This is a genomic window from Nonomuraea guangzhouensis (assembly GCF_019396345.1).
Classification (GTDB): Bacteria; Actinomycetota; Actinomycetes; order Streptosporangiales; family Streptosporangiaceae; genus Nonomuraea; species Nonomuraea guangzhouensis.
Genome location: NZ_JAHKRM010000017.1, coordinates 124,615 through 145,602, shown reverse-complemented (window position 1 = coordinate 145,602; position 20,988 = coordinate 124,615). Strand labels below are relative to the sequence as shown.

Annotated in this window: 19 protein-coding genes; 13 read left to right on the top strand and 6 right to left on the bottom strand. The window is 70.3% G+C overall.

The window, feature by feature from the left end; all coding sequences use genetic code 11:
* Positions 1 to 13 precede the first annotated feature (13 nt).
* Complete coding sequence (locus KME78_RS32990; RefSeq protein ID WP_219533312.1) at positions 14 to 385, top strand: hypothetical protein; 372 nt, start codon at positions 14 to 16, stop codon at positions 383 to 385.
* A 3-nt stretch (positions 386 to 388) separates the two neighbouring features.
* Here the strand turns inward: KME78_RS32990 and KME78_RS32985 are convergent, their stop codons facing one another.
* The 3 genes from KME78_RS32985 to nac form a co-directional block, all read right to left on the bottom strand.
* Positions 389 to 1,417, bottom strand: coding sequence for an L-idonate 5-dehydrogenase (locus KME78_RS32985; RefSeq protein ID WP_219533311.1), 1,029 nt, complete (start codon positions 1,415 to 1,417; stop codon positions 389 to 391).
* A 10-nt stretch (positions 1,418 to 1,427) separates the two neighbouring features.
* The gene (locus KME78_RS32980) at positions 1,428 to 2,195 is read right to left on the bottom strand and encodes an SDR family oxidoreductase (RefSeq protein ID WP_219533310.1); all 768 of its coding nucleotides are present in this window, start codon (positions 2,193 to 2,195) and stop codon (positions 1,428 to 1,430) included.
* A gap of 86 nt (positions 2,196 to 2,281) precedes the next feature.
* Positions 2,282 to 3,199, bottom strand: a complete 918-nt coding sequence (nac, locus tag KME78_RS32975; RefSeq protein WP_219533309.1) for a nitrogen assimilation transcriptional regulator NAC — start codon at positions 3,197 to 3,199, stop codon at positions 2,282 to 2,284.
* Between the two features lie 261 nt (positions 3,200 to 3,460).
* On the opposite strand from nac, the gene KME78_RS32970 reads away from it, so the two are divergent.
* The 8 genes from KME78_RS32970 (at position 3,461) to KME78_RS32935 (ending at position 12,294) form a co-directional block, all read left to right on the top strand.
* Positions 3,461 to 4,267, top strand: coding sequence for a LamB/YcsF family protein (locus tag KME78_RS32970; RefSeq protein WP_219533308.1), 807 nt, complete (start codon positions 3,461 to 3,463; stop codon positions 4,265 to 4,267).
* Between the two features lies 1 nt (position 4,268).
* A complete protein-coding gene (locus KME78_RS32965) occupies positions 4,269 to 4,988 on the top strand; it encodes a 5-oxoprolinase subunit B family protein (protein ID WP_219533307.1) in 720 nt (239 codons plus the stop codon).
* Entirely contained in the window at positions 4,981 to 5,964 is a 984-nt protein-coding gene (locus tag KME78_RS32960; protein WP_219533306.1) for a 5-oxoprolinase subunit C family protein, read from the top strand. Before KME78_RS32965 ends, KME78_RS32960 begins: the two co-directional genes overlap by 8 nt.
* 11 nt (positions 5,965 to 5,975) lie before the next feature.
* Positions 5,976 to 7,286, top strand: a complete 1,311-nt coding sequence (locus KME78_RS32955) for an MFS transporter (RefSeq protein WP_219533305.1) — start codon at positions 5,976 to 5,978, stop codon at positions 7,284 to 7,286.
* 40 nt (positions 7,287 to 7,326) lie between these two features.
* Complete coding sequence (locus KME78_RS32950; protein WP_219533304.1) at positions 7,327 to 8,070, top strand: SDR family oxidoreductase; 744 nt, start codon at positions 7,327 to 7,329, stop codon at positions 8,068 to 8,070.
* A 1-nt stretch (position 8,071) separates the two neighbouring features.
* Positions 8,072 to 9,271, top strand: a complete 1,200-nt coding sequence (locus KME78_RS32945) for an aspartate transaminase (RefSeq protein ID WP_219533303.1) — start codon at positions 8,072 to 8,074, stop codon at positions 9,269 to 9,271.
* A 16-nt stretch (positions 9,272 to 9,287) separates the two neighbouring features.
* The gene (locus tag KME78_RS32940) at positions 9,288 to 9,962 is read left to right on the top strand and encodes a 4-carboxy-4-hydroxy-2-oxoadipate aldolase/oxaloacetate decarboxylase (protein WP_219533302.1); all 675 of its coding nucleotides are present in this window, start codon (positions 9,288 to 9,290) and stop codon (positions 9,960 to 9,962) included.
* Between the two features lie 91 nt (positions 9,963 to 10,053).
* Entirely contained in the window at positions 10,054 to 12,294 is a 2,241-nt protein-coding gene (locus KME78_RS32935) for a polysaccharide lyase 8 family protein (RefSeq protein WP_219533301.1), read from the top strand.
* 8 nt (positions 12,295 to 12,302) lie between these two features.
* Here the strand turns inward: KME78_RS32935 and KME78_RS32930 are convergent, their stop codons facing one another.
* Entirely contained in the window at positions 12,303 to 12,881 is a 579-nt protein-coding gene (locus KME78_RS32930) for a helix-turn-helix domain-containing protein (protein WP_219533300.1), read from the bottom strand.
* Positions 12,882 to 12,975: 94 nt separating this feature from the next.
* On the opposite strand from KME78_RS32930, the gene KME78_RS32925 reads away from it, so the two are divergent.
* Both KME78_RS32925 and KME78_RS32920 read left to right on the top strand, forming a co-directional pair.
* The gene (locus tag KME78_RS32925; RefSeq protein ID WP_219533299.1) at positions 12,976 to 13,602 is read left to right on the top strand and encodes a class I SAM-dependent methyltransferase; all 627 of its coding nucleotides are present in this window, start codon (positions 12,976 to 12,978) and stop codon (positions 13,600 to 13,602) included.
* A 4-nt stretch (positions 13,603 to 13,606) separates the two neighbouring features.
* A complete protein-coding gene (locus tag KME78_RS32920) occupies positions 13,607 to 14,104 on the top strand; it encodes a DinB family protein (RefSeq protein WP_219533298.1) in 498 nt (165 codons plus the stop codon).
* 9 nt (positions 14,105 to 14,113) lie between these two features.
* On the opposite strand, the gene KME78_RS32915 is transcribed toward KME78_RS32920, so the two are convergent.
* Both KME78_RS32915 and KME78_RS32910 read right to left on the bottom strand, forming a co-directional pair.
* Positions 14,114 to 15,844 (bottom strand): L-aspartate oxidase, encoded by a 1,731-nt coding sequence (locus KME78_RS32915; protein WP_219533297.1) that lies wholly within the window; start codon positions 15,842 to 15,844, stop codon positions 14,114 to 14,116.
* Between the two features lie 80 nt (positions 15,845 to 15,924).
* Positions 15,925 to 17,100 carry a low temperature requirement protein A gene (locus tag KME78_RS32910; RefSeq protein ID WP_246652511.1) on the bottom strand — a complete coding sequence of 392 codons (1,176 nt, stop codon included), beginning with the start codon at positions 17,098 to 17,100 and terminating at the stop codon, positions 15,925 to 15,927.
* Between the two features lie 275 nt (positions 17,101 to 17,375).
* Here KME78_RS32910 and KME78_RS32905 point away from each other — a divergent pair, with 275 nt between their 5' ends.
* Together KME78_RS32905 and KME78_RS32900 are read left to right on the top strand one after the other, a co-directional pair.
* Positions 17,376 to 18,017, top strand: a complete 642-nt coding sequence (locus tag KME78_RS32905) for a sigma-70 family RNA polymerase sigma factor (protein ID WP_219533295.1) — start codon at positions 17,376 to 17,378, stop codon at positions 18,015 to 18,017.
* Between the two features lie 91 nt (positions 18,018 to 18,108).
* Complete coding sequence (locus KME78_RS32900) at positions 18,109 to 20,880, top strand: helix-turn-helix transcriptional regulator (RefSeq protein ID WP_219533294.1); 2,772 nt, start codon at positions 18,109 to 18,111, stop codon at positions 20,878 to 20,880.
* The last annotated feature ends 108 nt before the right edge of the window (positions 20,881 to 20,988 follow it).

Here is a 20,988-nt window from a genome sequence, read left to right as displayed (position 1 = left end):
GGAGGAGACACACGTGGACGTGCTGCTGGAGCTCTGGTCACCTGAGCACACCGCGCGTGCCGTCCTCCGGGACGACCTCCCCGCCGTCTACCGAGAGCTGTCGGGCGACCAGTCGCCGACGCTGACGTGGAACGACGGCGGAGACGATCAGGTGCTGATCGTCTCCGTCGCCGACGACTTCTCCACCGTCTCCATGCTCAACGACCGCACCTGGTACTACCTGGAGACGTCGCCGGAGGAGGAGCTGGTCGAGATCGACCTCGGCGGGGACGACGCGTACGTCCCGAAGGGCGTGCTCGTGCCGCGCGAGGTCGGTCTCGACGTGCTGCTCCGGGCCGACGACTTTCCGTACCTGCTCACGGAGTACATGTGGCGCGAGCAGTGACAGTCATTCGCCGCCCAGATCGAGCAGGACCTTCGACGCCACGGCGCGATCGCCGGCCAGGTCGAACGCTTCGACCGCCCGGGCCAGCGGGAGCGTGTGGCTGATCACCGGCTGGACGTCCAGGCCCGTGGCCAGCAGCGACAGCGCGTCGTCGAACTCGTGGTCGAAGCGGAAGGCCCCCCGCATGGTGATCTCCCGGGTGACCACCACGTTGCCGAGGAACCCGGTCTCGCCGGGTGGGAGCAGGCCGAGGAGGACGACGGTGCCGCCGCGGCGCACTCGCTGGACGCAGGTGCCGAGGCCCGCCCCGGAGCCGGACGCCTCGATGGCGACGTCGACGTCGTCCGGCCACGCCGGGTCGTCGGGGTGGTCGGCCCGGACGGTGGCCGTGGCACCGACCCTCCTGGCGATGTCCAGCGGGGCGTCCAGCAGATCACTGACGGTCACCTCGGCGGCTCCCGCGTGCCGCGACGCGGCGACCACCAGGGCACCGATGGGACCGGCGCCCGTGACCAGCACGCGCTTCCCGGCCACCTCCCCGGCCCGGCGGACCGCGTGCAGAGCGACGGACAGCGGCTCGGCCAGGACGGCCCGGCGCGGGTCGAGCCCGGCCGGCAGCGCCCGGACCTGATCGGCGGGGACGATCAGGCGCTGGGCGAAACCACCCTGGACGTGGGGCATCCGGGCGGCGCTGCCGAGATAGCGGGTCTGACCGCACACGTTCCGCCGGTCGCCCCCGCACTCCGGGCACGCGCCGCACGGGGTGGCCGGGTGGATCGCCACCGGGGTGCCGGCGGCCGGGCCGTCCGTGCCGGGGCCGAGCGCGTGGACCCGGCCGACGACCTCGTGGCCGAGCACCAGGGGCTCGCGGACCTGGAAGTCACCGACCGAGCCGCGATGGTAGTAGTGCAGGTCGGAGCCGCAGATGCCGCCGAGGGTGCCGGCCACCAGAACCTCCCCGGAGCGGGGAAGGCCGGGATCCCACTCCTCGACCCGGAGATCGCCCGCCTTGTGGACGACGCAGGCACGCATATGTGCTCCTTCAGAGAACGGACAGCATTCCGCCGTCGACGTACAGCACCTGCCCGCTGACGAAGTCGGACGCGGGTGACGCCAGGAAGATCAGGGCACCGATCAGGTCGGAGACCTCGCCCCATCTGCCGGCCGGGGTGCGTCCCCGTACCCATGCGCTGAACTCTTCGTCCGCGACGAGCGCCTCGGTGAGCTCGGTCGCGAAATATCCCGGTCCCAGGCCGTTGACCTGGATGCCTGACGGGCCGAGGTCCGCGCACATGCCCTTGGTCAGCAGCTTCAGCCCGCCCTTGGTGGCCGCGTAGGGGGCGATGCCGGGCCGTACCGTCTCACTCTGCACCGAGCAGATGTTGATGATCTTGCCGCGGCGGCGCGGGACCATGCGGCGGGCGACTTCGCGGCCCATCAGGAAGGCGCTGGTGAGGTTGGTGCCGATCAGCCGGTGCCAGTCCTCGTCGGGGAAGTCCACCAGCGGCGCGCGGTGTTGCGTCCCGGTGTTGTTGACCAGGATGTCGATCGGTCCCACCTCGTCCTCGATCGCGGCGACGTGGGCGGCCACGGCCGCGGAGTCGGTCACGTCGAAGGCCCGGGCGAAGACCTTGCCGATCGGGCCCAGTTCGGCGTGGGCCCGCGCGAGAACCGCCTCGTCACGGCCGTTGAGCACCACCGTGCACCCGGCTTCCAGCAGCCCTTGGGCCAGCGCACGGCCGATGCCCCGGCTGGAGCCGGTGATCAGCGCGATGCGCCCCTCGATGTCGAACAATGGGCTGCTTGTCACGCCGATACCGCTTTCATCCACTTGTCTGGCCCCGAGAACGCTAGTCAGAGCTCCGCGGGTTTGACCAATACCTAGTGTGTGTGACGTCATCGGCCGCCCGAATTCTTGCCGAATTCGAGGATCAGCTCGTGAAAGAGATCGTGTACCGCGAGGGCGGGCTCCGACAGCGGTTGATGGTGGGAGGTGCACAGCGAGAGCTTGACCTCGATCGTGGGGTCGACGATCCGCCGCATCACCAGATTCCGCACGTCGAGGATGGCCTGCGCCGCCGACCAGGGCAGCACCGTGGCACCGAGACCGGCGCTGATGGCGCTGACCAGGGTCAGCACCGACTCGATCTCGCCGACGACCTTCGGCTCGAGTGAGGCATGGCGGAAGGCGGCGTCCACGACCTGGCGGATGGTGTGAATGCGGCTCGGCAGCAACAGGCCCACGTCGGCCAGTTCGGCTATGGAGATGCTGTCCCCTTCTGACGCCGGCCCGGTTCCCGGGGCGGCGACCAGGTAGAGCTCCTCGGTGCGCATCGGCTCGAACTGGACGCCGCGGATGGGGCCGGCGTCGTAGATGTACGCCATGTCCATGCGGCCGGTCATGATCGCTTCGCTGATGACGCCGCCGAAGTTCTCGTTGATGTGCAGCAGGATGTCGGGGTAGCGCTCCCGCACCGCCCGCAGCAGCGGCAGGGCCAGTGCCGCGCCCGTGCTGTACGGAGCCAGGCCGACCGAGACGCCTCCGGCGGGTGCCCGGCCGGAGACGTCGATCGCCGCCTGCGCGTGTTCGAGCTGGCGCAGGATCAGCTGGGCATGGCGGTAGAGGGCGCGACCGGCCTCGGTCGGCGCCACCCCGCGCTTGCTCCTGATCAGCAGTTGCTGCTTGAACTGGCTCTCCAGCATGGAGATCTGATGGCTCAGCGCGGGCTGCGCGATGTGCAGGATGTCGGCGGCGCGCGTGATGCTCCCGGCGTCGACGACCTTGACGAACGAGTAGAGACGCCTGGTGTCCATCGGCTACCTCCAGCCTTTGCCAGGGGCTCATCGTACGGGCCGGGCACAGAGCCGGAGCAGGTGCGCGGTCATAGCGGGGGCCTATCACGTCACACGCAATGTGTATTTGATGTGCCCATCCACCCGGATTACGGTCACCAAAACGGTAATTCAGGCCTGACCGGCAACTCCCGGCGGGATCCTCACAGCCGCGCTCAAACCGCTTCGCGCGCTGCCGCATCCCTCTTTCTGACCTCTCTGACCTCTTGAGCGGAGGACGACATGGCACACACGGTCGATCTGGTGGCCGACCTCGGTGAGGGGTTCGGCGCCTACACCATGGGTGACGACGAGGCGCTGCTGGATGTCCTCACCTCGGCCAACGTCGCGTGCGGCTTCCACGCGGGCGACCCGCGGATCATGGACGCCACCGTACGCCACTGCGTCGAACGCGGTGTCGCCGTCGGCGCGCACCCCAGCTTTCCCGACCTGGTCGGGTTCGGCCGCCGCGCGATGGACCTGTCACCGGACGAGGTCCGCACCGACGTGCTCTACCAGGTGGGAGCCCTGCAGGCGTTCGCCGCCGCGCACGGCACCCGCGTACGCCACGTGGCACCGCACGGCCGGCTCGGCAACCTGGTCGCGACCAGGCGGGACTACGCGGCCGCCGTGGCCGACGCGGTCGCCTCCCTCGACCCCTCGCTGATCGTCCTGGCGCAGGACGGGGAGCTCGCCGAGGCCGCCCGCGCGCGTGGCCTGCGGGTCGGCATCGTCGGGATCGCCGACCGGGCCTACCTCGACGACGGCACCCTGGTGCCGAGGAGCGAACCCGGCGCGGTCATCCATGACGAGCGGGAGATCAGTGAGCGGACGGTCCGGCTGGTCACCGAAGGGGTGATCCGCAGCGCCGGCGGCCGGGACATCCCGGTCGAGTGCGACACCGTCCTGCTGCACAGCGACACCCCAGGCGCCATCGCTCTCGCCCACCTCATCCGCAAGGAACTCGTCGCGGCGGGCGTGACGATCGCCCCGCTGACCGACGTCCTCGACGCCAGAGACGGCGTCCGAGATGCCAGGTACGGCGTCTGAGATGGACCACGGCATCCACATCGCGGACTGCGGCGACTCGGCCGTCGTGGTCAAGGCCACCGGCGACGGCGATCGTGCCTGGCAGGTCGTGCACGCCCTGGCCGACGCGATCGAGGCGGTCCGGCTCCACGGGGTGCACGGCGTCGTCCCCACCTACGACTCGTTGCTCGTCGAGTTCGACTGCTCCGCCACGGATCACGACACGGTCCACCGCGCCCTGTGGGACGCGGCCGGGCGGCTCACCGACAGCCCGGCCCCGGCGCGCTCGCCCAGGCGGTTCACCGTCCCGGTGGTGTACGGCGGTGAGTACGGCCCCGACCTGCCCGTGGTGGCCGAGCAACTGGGCCTGACCGAGCGGGAGATCGTCGACCTGCACACCGCCCGGGACCTGACGGTGCGCTGCCTCGGCGCGCCGGTGGGAGCCCCGATGATGGACGGCCCCGCGTTCCCGAAACCGGTCCCGAGGCTGGCCTCCCCGCGTACCAGCGTCCCGCCCGGGTCGATCGCCGTCGCGGGCAGGCAGGCGGTGATCTGCCCCATGCGTTCGCCGGGCGGGTGGCCGCTTCTGGGACGCACCCCGCTGCGGGTCCTCGACCTCGACGCCGAGCCGCTGACCCCGTACCGGCCCGGTGACACCTTCCGGTTCGTACCGATCACTCCGGAGGAATGGCCCGACCACGACGGCGCGATGCTCACGGCTGAGGCGGTGGCCCGTGGCTGACACCCTCACCGTCCACCGCGCCGGACTCTCGGTGGTGCAGGACCTCGGGCGGCTCGGCCGCTCCCGCTACGGCCTGCCGGTCAACGGAGCGCTCGACCAGTACTCCGCCCGCGTCGCCAACGTCCTGACCGGCAACGACGAAGGTGCGCCGCTGCTGGAGATCACGGCACTGGGCTTCGCCTGCACACCCTCGGCCGAGGTGCTCATCGCGGTGACCGGCGCCCCCGCCGAGATCACTGTCGATGACGTCCCGCGCCCCCGGTGGGAGCCGGTCGTGGTCCGGGCGGGCGAGACGATCCGCGTCACGCGCATCAGGCACGGGCTCCGCGTCTACCTCGCCGTGCACGGGTCGGTGGAGTCGCCGTACCTGCTGGGCAGCTGCGCACCCGACACGATCCTCGGGTTCGGGCGCACGCTGCGTGACGGCGATCAGCTCGCCATACGTACGCCCTTTCCGCCGGTCGATCATCCGTTCTCCGACATTCCGCTGTTCCGGTTGAACGCTCCCGTACCGCGCTTCGGCGAATCGTGGACGATCGACGTCACCGACGGCCCGGATCTGGCGGAGTTCGGTGACTCCGCGGAGCGGCTGTTCCGGTCGGAGTTCACCGTCACCCCCCAGAGCAACCACATCGGCCTGCGGATGCGCGGCGACGTGCCGCGCCGGACGGCGACCGGCGAGGTGCTCTCCCGTGGTGTGCCCGTCGGCGCGGTCGAGGTGCCGGCCGGGGACGAACTGCTCGTCCTGCACCGTGGCCGCGGTGTCACCGCAGGCTATCCCGTTCTCGCGGTCGTCACCTCGACCGGCCTGTCCGCACTGGGGCAGGCACGTCCCGGCCAGTCCGTCCGGTTCCGCCGCCGGACGGTGGCCGAGGCCGTGGCCGCGTACCGGACACAACGCGCCGACATAGACTCCCTGCGCACTCGCGTACGCACGGTGTTCGACGCACTCACCCCCCACCCTGCAAGCGAGTGAAGGAGACAGCCATGGCCACCGTGGCCGCACAACCGACACCCAACACCGTCGATCCCAGAACCGCCCGCAAGATCACCCTGGCCGGGTGCGTCGGGATCTTCGCCGAGCTCTACGACAACGGCATCTTCGGCTTCATGGCCGGCACGCTGGGCACGGTCTTCTTCCCGGACTCGGCCAACGCCATCCAGCTCGTCTTCCTCGGCTACGCCGTCTCGTTCTTCTTCCGGCCCCTCGGCGGCATCATCTGCGGTCACCTCGGCGACCGCATCGGACGGCAGCGGATGCTCGTCTTCGTCATCCTGCTGATCAGCGTCGCGACGGCGGCCATCGGCGTGCTGCCGACCTACGCCAGCATCGGCATCGCGGCACCCGTCCTGCTCATCCTGATGCGCGTCATGCAGGGCTTCTCGGTCGGTGGTGAGGCGTCCGGCGCGATGAGCTTCCTCGCCGAGCACGCACCCGAGGGCAAGCGCGGTCTCTACACCAGCTACGCGCAGATCGCCTCCTTCCTCTCCCTGCTCACCGGCACGCTGATCGCCGCCGCCCTGACCAGCGGCCTCGGCCCGGATCGCATGGAGGCCTACGGCTGGCGGATCCCGTTCCTGCTGGCCATCCCGCTCGGTCTCACCGGCATCTACATCCGCAAGCGCATCAGCGACACCCCGAACTTCACCCGCCTCCAGGAGAGCGGCGGCCTGGCGAAGAACCCGCTGAAGGAGGCCTTCTCCTCCGCCGAGCACCGCCGCGCGATGCTGCTCGCCCTGTTCATCCCGCTGATGAATGGCTCTGGCTACTACGTGCTGTTCACCTACATGCCGACGTTCATGAACACCCAGCTGCACTTCAGCAAGGTCCAGGCCCTGCTCGTCACCGCGACCAGCCTGGTGGCCATCTGTATCGCCATCCCCTACATGGGCCGGCTGTCCGACCGGGTCGGGCGCAAGCGGGTCCTCGCGGGTGCCGCCATCGCCATGGCGATCGCCGGGATCCCTTGCTACCTGCTCATCGGCACCGGCAGCCTGCCGCTCGCCATCCTGGGCGCGTGCGTCATGGCGATCATCTTCGCGGGCCACACGGGCGTCATCCACATCCTGCTCGTCGAACTCTTCCCGACCCGGGTGCGCTACTCCGCCTACGGGCTCGGGTACAACCTCTCGGCCGCGCTCTTCGGCGGCACCGCGCCGCTGCTGATGACCTTCCTCATCGCCAAGACCGGCAACACCGGCATGCCCGCCTTCTACGCGGTCCTCACCGCGCTCGGCACGCTCATCGCCGTGTCCCGGGTGAAGGACAGGGCACACCAGCCGCTGCGCGACGCGTAGCACCCCACCGCACCACTCATCCTCACGCGGAGAGATTCACATGCCCTTCTCGGACTACAAGACCGCTCTGGTGACCGGCGCCTCCACCGGAATCGGGGCGGTGGTCGTCGAGCGCCTGACGAAGCGGGGGCTCGAGGTCCACGCCGTGGCCCGCGACGCCGAGCGGCTCGGCGACCTGGCCCGGCGTACGGGATGCACGCCGCACGCCGTCGACATCACGGACACCGCCGCGCTGGCCGAAGCTCTGCGGGGGATCGAGGTCGACGTCCTCGTCAACAACGCGGGGGTCTCCCGCCCGGGGAACATCCTGTCGGCCGACGAGTTCGCCATCGACGAGCAGGTGGCGGTCAACATCCAGGCGGTGCTGCACCTCGTACGCCTGATCATGCCGGGCATGGTGGAACGCGATCTCGGGCACATCGTCAACATCAGCTCGATCGCCGCCGTCTACAACTTCGGCGGCAACACGATCTACCACGCCACGAAGGCGGCCGTGCACACCCTGTCCCGTCAGCTCCGCGTCGACGGGTACGGCCACCGGATCCGGGTCACCGAGATCTGCCCCGGCCGGGTGGAGACGGAGATCTTCGGCCGGCTGCTCGGCGACATGGAAGCGGCGCAGCGCCTGTACTACGACGGGTACGAGTCGCTCAAGCCGGAGGACATCGCCGACGCGATCGACTACGCCATCGGCTCGCCGCGCCACGTGAACATCGGGCATCTGGAGATCATGCCGACCTTCCAGGTGCCCGGCGGCCTCAACTTCGAAAGGCGGGCCGACTGACATGGCACTGGCGCAGCGGGTGAACCGCATCAAGCCCTCGCCCAGCACGGCCGCCGCCCAGCGCGTACGCGAACTCAAGGCGCGGGGCCTCGAGATCCTCGACCTCACGGTGGGCGAGCCCGACTTCGACACCCCCGACCACGTCAAGGCCGCCGCGATCGAGGCGATCGGGCGGGGCGAGACCAAGTACACCCCCGTCAACGGAACCCCGCAGCTCAGGGCGGCCATCGCCGACAAGCTCGCCCGGCGGCACGGACTGCGTTACCCCAACGACCGGATCACCGTGGGCGGCGGGGCGAAGCAGATCATCTTCCTCGCCCTGGCGGCCACGCTGAACGCGGGCGACGAGGTCATCGTCCCGGCACCGTACTGGGTCTCCTACCCGGACATGGTGCTGGCCAACGACGGCACACCCGTCGTGGTCCCGTGCCCGGAGGCCGACGGCTTCAAGCTGACACCCCAGCGGCTGGAATCCGCGATCACCGACGCGACCCGCTGGGTCATCCTCAACGCCCCGAACAACCCCACGGGCGCCGCCTACACCACCGGCGAACTCCGCGCACTCGCCGACGTGCTGCTCGCCCACCCGCACGTCATGGTGCTGACCGACGAGATCTACGACGAGATCTGGTACGAGCCGGGGCTGCCCAGCACCATCGCCGCGGTCGAACCGCGGCTGGCGGACCAGGTGTTCCTCACGAACGGCGTCTCCAAGTCCTATGCCATGACCGGCTGGCGGATCGGCTACGGCGTGGGGTCGGCGGAGCTGGTCGGGGCGGTCAACAAGCTGCAGTCGCAGATCTCCTCGTGCCCCTCGTCGATCAGCCAGGCGGCCGCCACCGCCGCGCTCACCGGCGACCAGAGCTTCATCGGCGACTGCGTCGCCGTCTACCGGGCCCGGCGCGATGAGACGGTGAAGATGCTGACCGGCGTCCCCGGCCTGACCTGCACCGCGCCGAGCGGCGGCTTCTACGTGCTCGTGGGATGCGCCGCGCTGCTCGGCCGTCGGACCCCGGCCGGTGAAGAGATCCACACGGACGAGGAGTTCGCCCGCTACCTGCTGGAGTCGCAGCAGGTGGCGGTGATCCACGGATCCGCATACGGAGCGCCAGGCTACTTCCGCGTCTCCTTCGCGACGTCGAGCTCCGTCCTGACCGAGGGCTGCGAGCGCATCGCCCGCGCCTGCGCCGACCTTTCCTGATCCTGGAGTGAGACCTTTGCCGCGTGTCAACACGAAGTTCGACCGTCCCGATCCGGCGCTGGTCGAGCGGCTGAGCGCGTATTCGTCGGCCACCATTCACGAGGCGCAGGGCCGGCTCGGCGCCCTGAGCTCGACGATCAAGCCGGTCGACGACGCCATGTCGCTCTGCGGACCCGCCTTCACCGTGCGCTGCGCCCCCCGGGACAACATCATGCTCCAGGCCGCCATCGCGCACGCTCAGCCCGGCGACGTCGTCGTGGTGTCCGCCGGCGAATACGCGGAGGCCGGCTCGTTCGGCGACGTGCTGGCCAACGCCTGCGTGGCCAAGGGCCTGGGCGGGCTGATCACCGACACCGGCGTCCGCGACACCCGGGAGCTGCGCGAACTGGGCTTCCCGGTGTTCTCCTTCAGCGTCTCCATCAAGGGCACGGTCAAGGAGACCGTCGGTCCCATGGCGGAGCCCGTACTGATCGGCGGTGAGATCGTCCGTCCGGGCGACGTGGTGCGAGGTGACGCCGACGGCGTCGTGGTCGTACGGCGCGAAGACGTGGACGACGTGGTGCGCAAGTCGCAGGAGCGCGTCGACGCCGAGGCCGGGTACATCGCCGCCTACCGTGCCGGAAAGAGTGTCATCGAGGTCAGTAACCTCGCCGCCGTCCTCGAAGCGAAGGGACTGGTCATCGACGATTAGGATCTTTTCGTATGATTTTTGCCCGACTGTCGGAAAGGCCGCAATGATCCACCCCCTCAGTCGGCGGTCCGCTCTGTTAGGCGCCGCGGCCGTGGCCGGCCTGGCCCTGTGGGAGAGACCGGCGGAGGCGGCCGGCACCGCCGCGTTCGACGCCGCGCGTGAACGGTGGGTGAGCCTGCTGGCCGGTGGGTCGTACAACGCCGCCTACACCGACAGGACGCAGGCGGTCGAGGGCTCGGCCAGCGCGGTGCTGCGTAAGCTGAAGCCCGCGCCCGACCGCCCGAGCCTGTGGCCCGACCTGCCGCTCGACAATCCCCGGACGGGCAACTTCAACCGCGCCTACAACCGCATGCGTACATTGGCGCTGGGCTGGGCCACGCCGGGCACCGTCATGCACCGCGACAGCGGGGTCGCCGAGACCGCGGTCATGGCGCTGGACTTCCTGTACGAGCACGCCTACCACGAGGGGCTCAAGCGGCGGGACAGCAACTGGTACTGGTGGGAGATCGGCGTCCCCCGCGCGCTGACCGACACCTGCGCCCTGCTGTACGACGGCCTGCCCAAGGACCACCTCGAGCGCTGGCTGCGCCCCTTGCACCGCTGGTGCCCCGACCCGGAGCGCCGCGTCAGCCACCCCGGCGTCGTCGAGACCGGCGCCAACCGGGCCGGCAAGGCCACGGCGGTGGCGATTCGCGGATTGCTTACCCACGACGCACGCCTGATCAAGCGGGCCCGGGACGCGGTCTCCGACCTGCTGCGGCCGACCAAGGGCTCAGGCGACGGCTTCCACCGTGACGGGTCGTTCATCCAGCACGACGTGTACGCCTACACCGGCAGCTACGGCGTGGACTACCTGGAGAGCGTGGCCAAGCTGATCGCCGTGCTCGCGAGATCACCGTGGGAGATCACCGGCATCGGGAACGTCTACGACATCGTGGATCGCTCGTTCGCGCCGTTCATCTTCGACGGGCTGATGATGGACTGCGTACGCGGCCGGCAGATCTCGGTGCAGGGCCACCGCGACTACCACTCGGGGCAGAAGGCGGTCGAGTCCATCCTCACCTTGCTGGAGACGGCGCCCGAACGCCATGCCCGGCGCTGGCGACCGATGGTGAAGGGCTGGCTCACCCGCAACCAGATCAGCCCCGTCGGCACGCTCGCCCCGCTGGCGAGCATGGCGGGGGCCAAGGCCCTGCTGGAGGACCTGTCGGTGCCGGTCGGCCCGCGCACGACGGGCACGTACGTCTTCGCCGACATGGACCGCGTCGTGCACCGCCGCCCCACCTGGGCCTACGCGATCGCGATGAGCTCAGAGCGCATCGGCGCGGCCGAGGCCATGAATCAGGAGAACCTGCGCGGCTGGTACACCGGTGACGGCATGACCTACCTCTACACCGCCGACCTGACCCACTGGAACGACGACCTGTGGCCCACGATCGACCCGTACCGGCTGCCGGGCACGACGGTCGACACCCGCAAGCGCGCCGATCTCCCGTACGGCAAGCGCCGCCTGCCACCCACCCCGTGGGCGGGCGGCGTGGCACTCGACGGCGAGTACGGCGTGGCGGCCATGAAGCTGATCGCCGACGGCTCCTCGCTGCGGGCCAAGAAGGCGTGGTTCCTCCTCGATGACGCGGTGATCGCCCTCGGCACCGGCATCGCCGCCTCCGATGGCCGCCGCATCGAGACCATCGTGGAGAACCGCAACACCCACGACCGGCATCCGCCGCTGACCCGGGGCGACGGCTGGGTCCACCTGTCCGGTGCGGCCGGCTACGTGCTGCTCGACGGCGCCGACGCGAAGGTGATCCGCGAGCAGCGCACCGGCCACTGGCGGGACATCGACAAGGGCGCCACCACCGGGGGCGACAACACCCCCGTGACCAGGCACTACACGACGATCCTCGTGGACCACGGCGTCGATCCGCGCAAGGCGCGCTATGCCTATGCCGTGCTGCCCGACGCCTCCATCGCGCAGACCGCGGCTTTCGGCGGGCGGATCGAGATCCTCGCCAACTCCAGAGGGGTGCAGGCCATCTCCCGCGACGACCTGCTCGCCGCCGTCTTCTGGCGCGCGGGGGTCGTCGAGACCGCGTACGGACCGCTCGCCGCCGACGGCCCCTGCACGCTGCTGATCCGCCGCGACCACAAGGGAGTGCGGCTCGCGGTCTCCGACCCGTCCAGAACCGCCGACGAGGTGCGGATCAAGCTGCCCTGGCCGGTGAAGTCGGTCAAGGAGAGCGACCGCGGCGTGCGCAAGGCCAAGCGCGCGATCAAGGTGGACGTCGGCGGCAGCCGCGGCCACGCCCGCACCGCTGTGGTGCGTGTCTGAACCTCCATTCAGTGCCTGGACGGTGCCAGATGGGCGCGCTCTCCCTGCGCGCCGAACAGGGTGAGCAGCTCCGCGGGCTGGTCGACGGCGCTGCCGATCCAGTGCGGTACACGGGTGTCGAACTCGGCGGCCTCGCCGACGCCGAGCCGGAACTCCTGCTCGCCGAGCACGAACCTGACGTGCCCGTTGAGGACGTAGAACCACTCGTATCCCTCGTGGGTCCGCATGCGCATCGTGGGCGCCGGGTCGGCGGGTGGATAGATCACCTTGTACGCCTGGATGCCGCCGGCCCGCCTGGTCAGCGGCACCATCACCAGCCCGGCTCGCCGCACCGGCCGCAGGTGGATGCGCGGGTCGCCGGTGGGCGGCGCCGCGACGAGATCATCGAGCGGGACGCCGTGCGCCCGGGCCAGCGGCAGGAGCTGCTCCAGCGTGGGGCGGAGCTTGCCGTTCTCGAGACGGGACAGGGTGCTCGCGGTGAGGCCGGTCTCGGTCGCCAGCGCCGCCAGCGTGGCGTTCCGCGCCCGCCGCAGGGCACGCAACCGCGGCCCGACTCCGGCCAAGACATCTTCTGCTGGGTGGTCCATGTTCCCGATAATGCGGATCCGCAACTTTCCTTGCAAGAGGGGAACGGCGGCGGCGAAGCTCTTCCCACATCACCGGCATCGAGGGACAACTCACATGGAAAACGCCGAACTGTTCTGGGAGCGGCACTACCGCACCCGGCGTACCTGGGACGCGCACGTCAACCCGCTACTCGCCGAGACCGCCACGCCACTGCCTCCCGGCGCCGCCCTGGATCTGGGCTGCGGCGCCGGCGGCGACACCATCTGGCTCGCCCGGCGGGGCTGGCACGTCACCGCCGTGGACATCTCCACCACCGCCGTCGAACAGGTGCGCGAACGCGCCCGCGAGCTCGGCTTCGCGGACCGGGTCGCCACCGAACAGCATGATCTGTCCAGAAGCTTCCCGGACGGCGAGTTCGATCTCATCTCCGCCCAGTACTTCCAGACCCCGTTCCCGCTGCTCCGCGACCAGGTCCTGCGCACCGCCGCACGGGCACTGCGCCCCGGCGGGCTGCTGCTGATCGTCGACCACGGCTCCACCGCCCCCTGGTCGTGGAACCAGGACCCCGACATCCACTTCCCCACACCCACCGAGATCGCCGCCGAACTCGATCTCGACCCCGAGCGCTGGCCGGTCCTGCGCGCCGACATGCCTCACCGCCTGGCCACCGGACCCGCCGGTGAGACCGCCACCGTGATCGACAACGTCCTGATCGTCCAGCGAACCGCCGGAACGGAGTGACTCGATGCCGGAAAACCACGCGCGACGGAAGAAGGACACCACGCCTCCGCGGACCGGCGCCGACGAGAAGGCCACCCTGCGGGGCTTCCTCGACTACCTGCGGAGCGCGATCGCGGACAAGGTAGCGGGCGTGCCGGAACCGCAGGTCCGAACGGGCGGCGTGCCCTCGGGCACCAACCTGCTCGGGCTGGTCAAGCATCTGGCGTACGTCGAACGGTTCTACTTCCTCGGTGAGGATGCCGGCGACTGGGGCGCGACCATGCGGCCGTCCGCGGCGGACACCGTCGACGGCGTGCTCGCCGACTACCGGAAGACCGTCGAGCGCGCGAACCAGGTCATCGACGCCTGCCCGGACCTGGCCCTGCCCGCCCCGCGAACCCCGCGCCCGGGTCCGGCACCATCGATGCGCTGGGTCCTGGCGCACATGATCGAGGAGACCGGCCGGCACGCAGGCCACGCCGACATCCTCCGCGAGCAGATCGACGGATCCACCGGCCGGTGACCAGCCGGTCTACTCGACGAGTTTTCCGGTGGTCGAAACCTCGCGCATGAGCGCCTTGATCTCGCCGGGAATCGGCGGGATGGCCTCCCGCTCCACCGATCCGGGACCGGACCACACGAGGTTGACCCGCAGCGCGGGGTCGAGCTTGGGGTAGTCGGAGCGGTTGTGGCAGCCGCGGGTCTCGCGACGCTCCAGCGCGGTCTCGATCGTCGCCTGGGCGGCCAGCGCGGCGGACTTCAGGTCGAAGGCGTGCGCCAGGTCCTGGAAACCGGCGAGGTCCGGGTGCACGCCGACGTCGGCGATGCGCGCCCGCACCGCGGCGAGTTCGGCGAGGCCCTTGCGCAGGCCGCCCTCGTCGCGCACCACGCCGGCGTACTCGGTCATGATGTCGCGGAGGGAGCGCTGCAGTGAGCGCACGTTCTCGGGGCCGTCGGCGGTGAGGAGATCGTCCACCTCCGCCCGCGCCAGGTCGAGCGCCTCGGCCGAGCGGCGCTGGGCGTCGAGGGCCGCGGAATACTCGGCCGCCGCCTGCCCGACGATGCGGCCGAAGACGAGCAGTTCGATCAGTGAGTTGCCGCCGAGGCGGTTGGCGCCGTGCAGGCCGCTGGCCGCCTCTCCGATCGCGTACAGGCCGTCGACGTCCGTGCTGTGGTCCTCCGGCCGTACCCAGACTCCGCCCATCGAATAGTGCGCGGTCGGGGCGATCTCGATCGGCTCCTTGGTGATGTCGAGCATCTGCAGTTCCAGGAGCGTCTGGTAGACGCGTGGCAACCGCGTCATGATCGTCTCGCGCGGCAGGTGGGACACGTCCAGCCAGACGCCGCCGTTCGGGGTGCCGCGGCCTTCCTTGATCTCGGTGTAGGCGGCCAGTGAGACGCGGTCGCGCGTGGACAACTCCATCCGCTTAGGGTCGTACTGTGACATGAAGCGCTCGCCGAGCCGGTTGCGCAAGATCCCGCCCTCGCCCCGGGCCGCTTCGGACACCAGGGTGCCCGCCGCGTTCTCGGGCGCGATGAGACCGGACGGGTGGAACTGCACCAGCTCGGCGTCGCGGATGCGGCAGCCGGCCAGGACGGCGAGGCGGAAGGAGTCGCCGGTGTTCTCGTCCCGCCGGGAGGAGGTGCGCCGCCAGATCCGGGTGTGGCCACCGGCGGCCAGGATCACCGCGTCGGCATGGATCACATAGCGGCTGCCGTCGGTCAGGTCGAACCCGTACGCGCCGAAGACGACGTTGTCGCGGACGAGAATACGCGTGATGTACACGGAGTCGAGGACAGGGACCTCCAGCTGCGCCGCCCGGTTGATGAGGGTGCGCTGGATCTCCAGCCCGGTGTAGTCGCCGGCGAAGGCGGTGCGCCGGTAGGTGTGGGCGCCGAAGAAGCGCTGCGAGATCCGCCCGTCCTGCTCACGGGCGAACGGCATGCCCCAGCGCTGGAGGTCTTCGATACCCCGCGCGGCCCCCTGGGTGACGATCCGCACCGTGCGCGGGTCGGCGAGGAGGTAGCTCTCCTTGAGGGTGTCGGCCGCGTGCTGTTGCCAGCTGTCCTGGGGGTCCATCGTGGCGAGCGCCGCGTTGATGCCACCCGCCGCGAGCGAGGTGTGCGCGTCCGCCTTCGGCCGCTTGCCCACGGCGAGGACGTCGACCCCGCGCTCGGCGAGCTCGATGGCGGCCCGCAGCCCGGCTCCTCCCGTGCCGATGACCAGGACTGATGTTGCGATCCGGTGCTCTGGCGAGTGCATGGTGCTCCTCTGACCACATCGAAGAGAACGATTCCTGAAACAAGACCGGGTAGCGGTGCGGTTTGTGACGTCCATGCGGTCTACTGCGCGGAAGTCCCAGCGCGGGCCGCGCCCCAGATCGTGACCGCGACCAGCACGACGCAGATGGCCGCGATCAGCGCGACCACGGCGGCCACCCCGATCCAGGGCGTCGCCAGCGGTAGCGACAGGACGACCGCGGCGCAGCCCAGAGCCGCGACGGGAAAGATGACGGGCTCCGCGACGACAAGAGAGTGGACCGCCCACAGCAGCGCGACATACACCCCGACCGGGATGGCGACCGCGTAGCCGAGCGCCAGAGGAGATGCCGCGACGTCGTGCCCGGTCTGCTCCACCGCCACTTCGAGCCCCGCGCCCAGCGCCGCCAGGGCCGCGAAGATGCCGTAGTGGCCGTACCCCCACAGGTACGACCGATGACGGTGGTCACTGAGACCTTCCCCCGCCTCCACGAGGAAGTACAGCCACCAAAGAGCGAACAACAGGACGAGACCGGAGCCGGCGATCACGATGAAGGGACCGCTGATCTCACCCGCTTCGAGCGCCCCCTCGACCCCTCTGCTCGCAGCCAGGACACTCTCACCGAGCAGAATGATCGTGAACAGGCCGTAGCGCTCGGCGATGTGATGCGGATGCCAGTTGGTAGCCCTGGCCCGCTCCGCCCACCGGGGCACCGCGAGTTCCAGGACGACCAGGCAGACGAAGAACGGCAGCTGGAAGGCCGAGGGCAGGATGCCCGCCTCCACGAGGACCAGCCACAGCAGCCAACCCAGCTGCGCGAAGCTGATGCCGGCGGCGTAGCGCAGTGCGGTACGGCGGCGCGCCGGGTCTTCGACACCGGCTCGCAACCACTGGGTGACGAGTCCCATCCTCATGATCAGGTAGCCCAGGGCGATGATCCGGTAGTCGGAGTGCCCGGCCGCGGCGGGCACACCGGCGGCGAGCACCAGCACGCCGGCCATCTGCACCATGGTCAGCAGCCGGTACGCGACATCGTCGGTGTCATAGGACGAGGCGAACCAGGTGAAGTTCATCCACGCCCACCAGATCGCGAAGAACACCTGCAGGAACGGGACCAGCCCGGCCAGGCCATGACCATCGGCGATGCCGTGCGCGAGCTGCGCGGTGACGGCCGCGACCGCGATCACGAAGGTGAGATCGAACAGGAGTTCGAGCGGACTGGAAACGCGATGCGGCTCATCGATGGCACGAGCGCTCATCCGGACCCGGATCCGGATGATGGTGCTGGCTGGTGGCATACCTGAAGGACAGGGCAGCACCCCGATTTGTGACAACGCGGTTTTGTGACAACGCGGCGCAGGTCACGTTCCGGAGGGCTGCCCGGCCGAGCCGTGAGTGCTTCGCCAGGGACACGACCGGGCTTTCTACGGGCGCGATCGAAACCCGGGCCGGACGAGCGTGGCTATGTCACTGGAGCCGGTCCCGGCGGTCCAGGTCACCGTGAGGGGTGAAGATCGTCATGTGCTTGTCCAGCGTGGACGTCGTGTCGGAATCAGGCTCGTCGTCGGCGGACTTCGAAAGCCTCCGTTCTCGACTGTTCGGGATCGCGTACCAGCTGCTGGGCCGGGCGGCCGACGCCGAGGACGTCGTTCAGGACGTCTGGGTCCGCTGGCAAGGCGCGGACCGGGCACGGGTCCGGGATCGGGTCGCGTTCCTCGTGACCGTCACGACGCGGGTGGCGCTCAACGCGGTGACCTCGGCCCGCGCTCGTCGCGAGATCAGCGTGGGGGAATGGCGCCCGAAGCGTGATCTCGCATCCGTCGATCCCGTGCTGGAAGCAGAACGCGGCGAGGCGGTCGAGCTCGCGGTACAGCTCCTGATGGAACGGCTGTCTCCCGTCGAACGCGCCGTCTACGTGCTGCGGGAGGCGTTCGACTATCCGTTCCGCGAGATCGCCGAAGTACTCGAACTCAGCGAGGCCAACGCGCGGCAACTGGCGCGCCGGGCGCGCCAGCATCTCGCCGAACGACCGCGTAACCCGGTCGATCCGTCGGAGCGAGATGGGCTGTTCGACGCCTTTCTCGGTGCGGCGCGAGCCGGCGACATGCCGCGCCTCATCGGCCTGCTCACCCAGGCTCAGCTTTCCATCCGCCCCCAGCGGGGATGGGCCGCATAGCCGAATTGTCCGGACCGTGCCCATGCAGGGCATAATTGGGCTGACCTAATCGACCCGGGTCTGGCCCACTTGACCTGCACGGTGGTGGTGAATGTCGAGCAGCGCTCCTCGGCGCGGTCTGCGTGGCAGGCGTAGCGAGTGCGAAGCGCTGGATCGGCTGGTCGCGAGCGCCAAGGCGGGTCAGAGCCAGATTCTGGTGCTGCGCGGCGAGGCGGGAGTCGGCAAGTCCGCCTTGGTGGAGTACCTGGTGGGAAGCGCGACGGGGTGTCAGGTCCTGCGGGCCGCCGGTGTCGAGTCCGAGATGGAGCTGGCGTTCGCCGGGTTGCACCAGCTGTGCGCGCCGATGATGGGGCGTCTCGATCGCCTCCCCGGACCGCAGCGTGATGCCTTGGCCATCGCGTTCGGCCTGAGTGCGGGGAGCGCGCCGGACCGTTTCCTGGTCGGGTTGGCGGTGCTCAGCCTGCTGGCCGAGGCGGCGGAGGAGCAGCCACTCCTCTGCGTGGTGGACGATGCTCAGTGGCTCGATCGGGTCTCCGCGCAGACGCTGGCCTTCGTCGCGCGCCGGCTGCTCGCGGAGCGGGTGGCGGTGGTGTTCGCCGCGCGTGCGCCGGCGGCCGATCCGGGCGATGATCAGTTGCAGGGGCTGCCGGAGCTCGTGCTCCGGGGCCTGCGCGACGACGATGCGCGCGCGCTGCTGGACTCGGTGGTCCCCGGCCGGCTGGACGACCGGGTCAGGGACCGGATCGTCGCCGAGACCCGCGGCAACCCGCTGGCCCTGCTGGAGTTGCCGCGGGGCCTGACGGCGGCCGAGCTGGCCGGGGGGTTCGGGCGCCCTGACGCGCGGCCCCTGGCGAGTCAGATCGAGCAGAGTTTCCTGCGGCGTATCGGGTCGCTTCCGGGTGCGACGCAACGGCTCCTGCTGGCGGCGGCCGCCGAGCCGGTGGGGGACGTGTCCTTGCTGAGGCGGGTGGCCGAGCGGCTCGACATCGGGGCGGACGCCGCGGCGGTGGCCCAGGCGGCGGGGCTGATCGAGTTCGGGACGCCGGTGCGGTTCCGTCACCCGCTGGTGCGCTCGGCGGCTTATCGCGCGGCGGATCCCGGGGAACGCCAGGACGTCCATCGTGCGCTGGCCGAGGCGACCGATCCCGCGTCCGACCCGGATCGCCGAGCCTGGCATCGCGCCCACGCGGCGGTCGAACCCGACGAGGCCGTGGCCGGCGAGCTGGAGCGCTCGGCCGACCGGGCCCAGGCACGCGGCGGTATCGCGGCGGCGGCCGCGTTCTTGAAGCGGGCGACCGAGCTGACGCCTGATCCGGCCAGACGCGGGGCCAGGGCGGTGGCCGCGGCGCAGGCCACCTTCGAGGCCGGCGCACCGGATGCGGCGCTCGAGCTCCTCGCCGCCGCGGAGATGGGCCCGTTGGACGAACTCCAGCGCGGGCGGCTGGCCCGGCTCCGCGCCCAGATCGTCTTCGCGCGCAGACGCGGCGGCGATGCTCTGCCGTTGCTGCTCGACGCGGCCGGTCGGCTGGAACGCGTCGACGACGGACAGGCCCGTGAGGCGTACCTCGAAGCAGTCGGAGCGGCGATCTTCGCCGGCCGCCTCAACGGACGCGGCGGAGTGCGGCAGGTGGCCGAGGCCGCCCGCGCCGCACCGTGGGGACCGCGACCACCACGGCCGGCGGACGTACTGCTCGATGGCCTGGCGACGTGGTTCGCCGAGGGTTACGTCGAGGGTGCGCCGCTGTTGAAGCGCGCTCTGCGGGCGTTCCGGCAGGATGCCGGACGCAACGGGGACGAGATCATGCGCTGGCTCTGGCTGACCTGGCTGGTCGCCGCCGACATGTGGGACGACGAGACGTGGCACGAACTGACCACGCACGCGGTCCGGACGGCTCGCGAGGCCGGCGCGCTCAATTTCCTGCCCCTGGCCCTGACCTACCGCGCTTCCGTGCACGTGCACGCCGGAGAGTTCGACGTGGCCTCGGCGTTGATCGAGGAGTCCAACGCGATCACGGAGGCGACCCGCAACTCGCCTCTTGCTTACTCTTCGCTACTGCTCGTCGCCTGGCGTGGCCAGGATGCCCAGGCGGCGGCGCTGATCCAGGCCAACGCCCGAGACGCGGCCGCCTGGGGTGAGGGGCGAGCGATCGGTCTGGGCGCGTACCTGATCGCGGTGCTGTACAACGGCCTTGGCCAGTACCAGGCCGCCCTGGCCGGCGCGGAACAGGCGTGCGAGCACGAGGACCTGGGGGTCTACGGTTTCGCCCTCGTCGAGCTCGTCGAGGCGGCCGCCCGCTGCGGTGCCCCCGAGGCCCTCGCGGCTGCCGCAGCCGCCCTGCGACAGATCGAGGAACGGACCAGCGCCGGCGGCACGGACTGGGCACTCGGCGTCCTGGCCCGATCTCGGGCGCTGCTCAGTGAGGGCCGGGCCGCCGACCTGCTGTACCGCGAGGCCATCGAGCACCTCGAGCGCAGCCGGATCGCCGTGCACCTCGCCCGCACCCATCTGGTGTACGGCGAGTGGCTTCGCCGCGAGAACCGGCGCCTCGACGCGCGCGAGCACCTGCGAACCGCCTACGAGATGCTGAACCGTTTCGGCGCCCAGGCCTTCGCCGAGCGCGCCCGCCGCGAACTCCTCGCCACCGGCGAGACGGTACGCCAGCGCGCGATGGAGGTCCGTCAGGACCTCACGGCGCAGGAAGCCCAGATCGCCCGGCTCGCCGCCGACGGAAAGTCGAACTCCGAGATCGGCGCCGAGCTGTTCATCAGCCCGCGCACGGTCGAATGGCACCTGGGCAAGGTGTTCACCAAGCTCGACGTCAACTCGCGGAACAAGCTCCGCGGCGTGCTGGCCGGCGCCTGACGGGCGGCTGCTATCGTGTGGACAGTTCGTGATCAGAGCTAGGAGACCAGACATGGCAGGCGACGACGACATCTCCGGGTGAGCCCGGAGGTTGACCGGCCCCGGCAG